Origin of the sequence: Neochlamydia sp. AcF65 (genome assembly GCF_018342435.1) — a bacterium.
GTDB lineage: Bacteria > Chlamydiota > Chlamydiia > Chlamydiales > Parachlamydiaceae > Neochlamydia.
Genome location: NZ_JAEMUE010000066.1, coordinates 1 through 4,461 on the forward strand (window position 1 = coordinate 1; position 4,461 = coordinate 4,461).

4 protein-coding genes are annotated in these 4,461 nt (G+C 37.3%); all 4 read left to right on the forward strand.

What is annotated here, in order from left to right:
- A partial coding sequence (locus NEOC65_RS08070; protein ID WP_213156207.1) for a hypothetical protein occupies positions 1 to 181 on the forward strand: 181 nt, incomplete at its 5' end.
- A 226-nt stretch (positions 182 to 407) separates the two neighbouring features.
- Positions 408 to 1,808, forward strand: coding sequence for a hypothetical protein (locus NEOC65_RS08075; protein WP_213156208.1), 1,401 nt, complete (start codon positions 408 to 410; stop codon positions 1,806 to 1,808).
- A 206-nt stretch (positions 1,809 to 2,014) separates the two neighbouring features.
- Positions 2,015 to 3,415, forward strand: a complete 1,401-nt coding sequence (locus tag NEOC65_RS08080; protein ID WP_213156209.1) for a hypothetical protein — start codon at positions 2,015 to 2,017, stop codon at positions 3,413 to 3,415.
- Between the two features lie 239 nt (positions 3,416 to 3,654).
- Positions 3,655 to 4,461: hypothetical protein (locus NEOC65_RS08085; protein ID WP_213156210.1), on the forward strand; the 807-nt coding region annotated here is incomplete at its 3' end.

Here is a 4,461-nt window from a genome sequence, read left to right on the forward strand (position 1 = left end):
GGAAGTATGGAATGTGGACTCCTTTCAAATTATAACTTCCGAGCAAATGCTAGCTGAAGGCTACGAATACGAAGGTGCTTATTCAGGAGATAGAATTCTACTTTTCCATAAACGGGTAGAAAACCAAGAGGCTGCAATTGCAGCCATGGATCCATTATCAACTCAAGGAAAATCGGATTAGCAAAGAGCTATTAATCGTACATACTCGTCTCCTACCTGCATTTTTATATAAAATGCAGGTGTTTAATTACTAAATGAGAAACGAGCAGAATGATAGTTTGATAATAAACAAGTGTTTTCTATTTTAAATTTGAGGGAAGAAGATTAATATAATTTATTAGCTTTATACTAATTTGTGGTGTTAATAAGAAGCTGCTTTCCTCTTAAAAATCTAACAGGAACCCAGTATGCCTTATCATTTGACCAATCATCCGAGAAAATATGATTTATCTTATAAAGATATAGGACTATCTTTAATCACAGGCTTATCAGGAGCTCCTTATGCTAGTCGACATTGGCAGCTCTCTAACTATGCCAAAGCTAAGCATTGCTTAGGCCATCGTTTGATTGCCTGTATAGAAAGTATTCCTTTTGCAGGCGCTTTGGCAGCTATCCTCGAAAGAATTATTGTTTTTATCCAAGAAAAGCTTTTAAAAAATGGCGTGCTAACCAAGCATAAAGCCGGTACTTCACCTTCTTGCCATGCTATAGCTAACACTCTTGTGGTTTCTCACCTAGCTAGCACTAGTTCCCCTCTACCAGAGACATCTATAGTGGGATTGCTCGATCATGGCCAGTATAGCTTGCAAGATAAGCAATCTAGAGATGTGTACGATCGCAAAGAACCGCAAGAACTACAAGTTTTACTCAAACGATCTGTTGAGAATATTGCTAACATTTACGAGGCCTCTAGAAAGCTAATGAAACCTTCTAGAAGCAAACAATATTCTCTGTTGGTCTCAGAGGTAGAAGAAGAGGTAGCTAAAATAAAGATTTTAGGTAAAGTTTTAGCTGACAAAGATCAGCTGGTAGAGAGTAAGCAGATAGAAGGCCAAGAGAAGGTACTCAAGCAGATGTATAAAGATATGCCCTTGGGAGAAAGCGTTCTACTGCGATGGGATATAGAGATGATGAAAGGTATGTCACGTCGTCCCGCAGAAAAGATTTACACCACTTCTTATGGAACATTTGAAAATCCTAATGTCTTACACTTAGAATTATCGCGCTGGTTTTCATCCTATATAACAGAAGGGGCTTTCTTTGGTTTTTGTTGCATGTTTAGGGAGCATGAGCTAGGAGAGGAAAAAGATTTTAATAGGATGTTTACTTGTATTAATCTTACCAAAAGCGATGAACAAAGAAAAATAGAGAGGAAGCTTTATAATGGCAGGCCCTCCTTTTGGGGAAATATTCAGTCTTCACTTTTTTCTATAGGTCGAAATCTTTTATCTAAAAATCAACCTTCGGATGAAGCTGAAGAAAAAAAAGAGACTCAAGCATTAAGCTTACCCTTCACAGAAGCAAGTGAAGCTGGATTTATAAGCCTTCCTAACAAGCCTGTAAGCAATTATCAGATCAAGCAGCAAAAGGTACTAGCAAAGCTTGCACAAGATTTGCCGGCGATGATGGAAGTATGGAATGTGGATTCCTTTCAAATTTTAACTTCAGAGCACATGCTAGCTGAAGGCTACGAATATGAAGCCGCTTATTCAGGAGATAGAATTCTGCTTTTCCATAAACGGGTAGAAAACCAAGAGGCTGCAAGCTCAGCCATGGATCCATTATCCACTCAAGGAAAATCGGATTAGCAAAGAGCTATTAATCGTACATACTCGTTTCCTACCAGCATTTTTATATAAAATGCAGGTGTTTAATTAATAGAGGGGTAATTGATAAAGTGCTTTTTAATCTACCTTTAAGCAAAGAAAAGTTAATATAATTTTTTTGGCTTTATACTAATTTGTATTGTTAATAAGTGGTCGCTTTCCTCTTAAAAATTCACCAGGGTTTAGGTATGTCTTATCTTTTAACCGATCATCCTAGAAAATATGATTTATCTTATCAAGATATAGGATTGTCTTTAATTACAGGCTTATCAGGAGCTCCTTATGCTACTCGGCATTGGCAGCTCTCTAACTATGCCAAAGCTAAGCATTGCTTGGGTCATCGTTTGATTGCCTGTATAGAAAGTATTCCTTTTGCAGGCGCTTTGGCAGCTATCCTTGAAAGAATTATTGTTTTTATCCAAAAAAAGCTTTTAAAAAATGGCGTGCTAACCAAGCATAAGGCTGTTACTTCACCTTCTTGCCATGCCTCAGCTAACATTCTTCCGGTTTCTCACCTAGCTAGCATTAGTTCCTCTCCCAACGAGACATCTATATTAGGATTACTCGATCATGGTCAGTACAGCTTGCAAGATAAGCGATCTAGAGAGACGTACGAGCGCAAAGAATCGCAAGAACTGCGGGTTTTACTCAAACAATCTGTTGAGAATATTGCTAACATTTACGAGGCCTCTAGAAAGCTAATGAAACCTTCTAAAAGTAAACAATATTCCTTATTAGTTTCAGAGGTAGAAGAAGAAGTAGCTAAAATAAAGATTTTAGGTAAAGTTTTAACCGATAAAGATCAGGTGGTAGAGAGCAAGCAGATAGAAGATCAGGAGAAGGTTCTTAAGCAAATGTATAAAGATATGCCCTTGGGAGAAAGCATTCTACTTCGTTGGGATATAGAGATGATGAAAGGTATGTCACGTCGTCCCGCAGAAAAGATTTACACCACTGCTTATGGAACATTTGAAAATCCTAATGTCTCCCACTTAGAATTATCACGTTGGTTTTCACCCTACATATATGAAGGAAACTACGAATGCTTCAGCTGTATGTATAGAGAGCATGATATAGTAAAGGAAAAAAACTTTAATAGAATGTTTACTTGCATTGGCTTGGATAAGAAGGAAGAACAAAGAAAAATAGAGAGGAAGCTTTATAATGGCAAGCCCTCCTTTTGGGGAAATATTCAGTCTTCGCTTTTTTCTATCGGTCGAAGTCTTTTATCTAAAGATCAATTCTCTAGCGAAGTTGAAGAAAAAAAAGAGACTCAAGCATTAAGTTTGTCCTCCACAGATGCACGCGAAGCAGGAATTATAAGCCTTCCTACCAAGCCCGTAAGCAATTATCAGATCAAGCAGCAAAAAGTACTAGCAAAGCTTGCACAAGATTTGCCGGCGATGATGGAAGTATGGAATGTGGGCTCCTTTCAAATTCTAACTTCCGAGCAAATGCTAGCCGAAGGCTACGAATATGAAGTTGCTTATTCGGGAGACAGAATTTTGCTTTTCCATAAACAGATAGAAAACCAAGAGGATGCAAATGCAGCTATGGATCCATTATCAACTCAAGGAAAATCGGATTAGCAAAGAGCTAAAAATATAAGTTAATAATATCTTCTTATTTGATACCTGCATTTTTATATAAAATGCAGGTTGTTAACTAGTATATAAGAAGTGAGCAAAATGATAGATTGGTAGCTGATAAAGTGCTTTTTAATATGCCTTTAAGCAAAACAAGGTCGATATAATTTTTTTTGCTTTATACTAATTTATATTGTTAATAAGTAGTTGCTTTCCTCTTAAAAATTCACCAGGGTTTAGGTATGTCTTATCATTTAACCGATCATCCTAAAAAATATAGCTTATCTTACCAAGATATAGGGTTGTCTTTAATTACAGGCTTATCAGGAGCTCCTTATGCTAGCAGGCATTGGCAGCTCTCTAACTATGCCAAGGCTAAGCATTGCTTAGGCCATCGTTTGATTGCCTGTATAGAAAGTATTCCTTTTGCAGGCGCTTTGGCAGCTATCGTCGAAAGAATTATTGTTTTTATCCAAGAAAATCTTTTAAAAGATGGTGTGTCAGCTAAACATAAGGCTGCTACTTCACCTTCTTGCCATGCTATAGATAACACTCTTCCGGTTTCTCACCTAACTGCCATTAATTCCCCTCCACAGGGGATATCTCTATTGAGATTACTTGATAATGGCCAGTACAGCTTGCAAGATAAGCGATCTAGAGAGATATACACTAGCAAAGAACCGCAAGAACTACAAGTTTTACTCAAACGATCTATCGAACATATTGCTAACATTTACGAGGTCTCTAGAAAGCTAATGAAACCTTCTAAAAGCAAACAATATTCTTTATTAGTCTCAGAGGTAGAAGAAGAAGTAGCTAAAATAAAAATTCTAGGTAGAGTTTTAACCGATAAAGATCAGGTAGTAGAGAGTAAGCAGATAGAAGACCAAGAGAAGGTACTCAAGCAGATGTATAAAGATATGCCCTTGGGAGAAAGCGTTCTACTGCGATGGGATATAGAGATGATGAAAGGTATGTCACGTCGTCCCGCAGAAAAGATTTACACCACTTCTTATGGAACATTTGAAAATCCTAATGTCTCACACTTA

Bases quoted from the DNA above. Each gene is read 5' to 3' on its own strand.
- NEOC65_RS08075 (WP_213156208.1), top strand. From the start codon at position 408: ATGCCTTATCATTTGACCAATCATCCGAGAAAATATGATTTATCTTAT.
- NEOC65_RS08080 (WP_213156209.1), top strand. From the start codon at position 2,015: ATGTCTTATCTTTTAACCGATCATCCTAGAAAATATGATTTATCTTAT.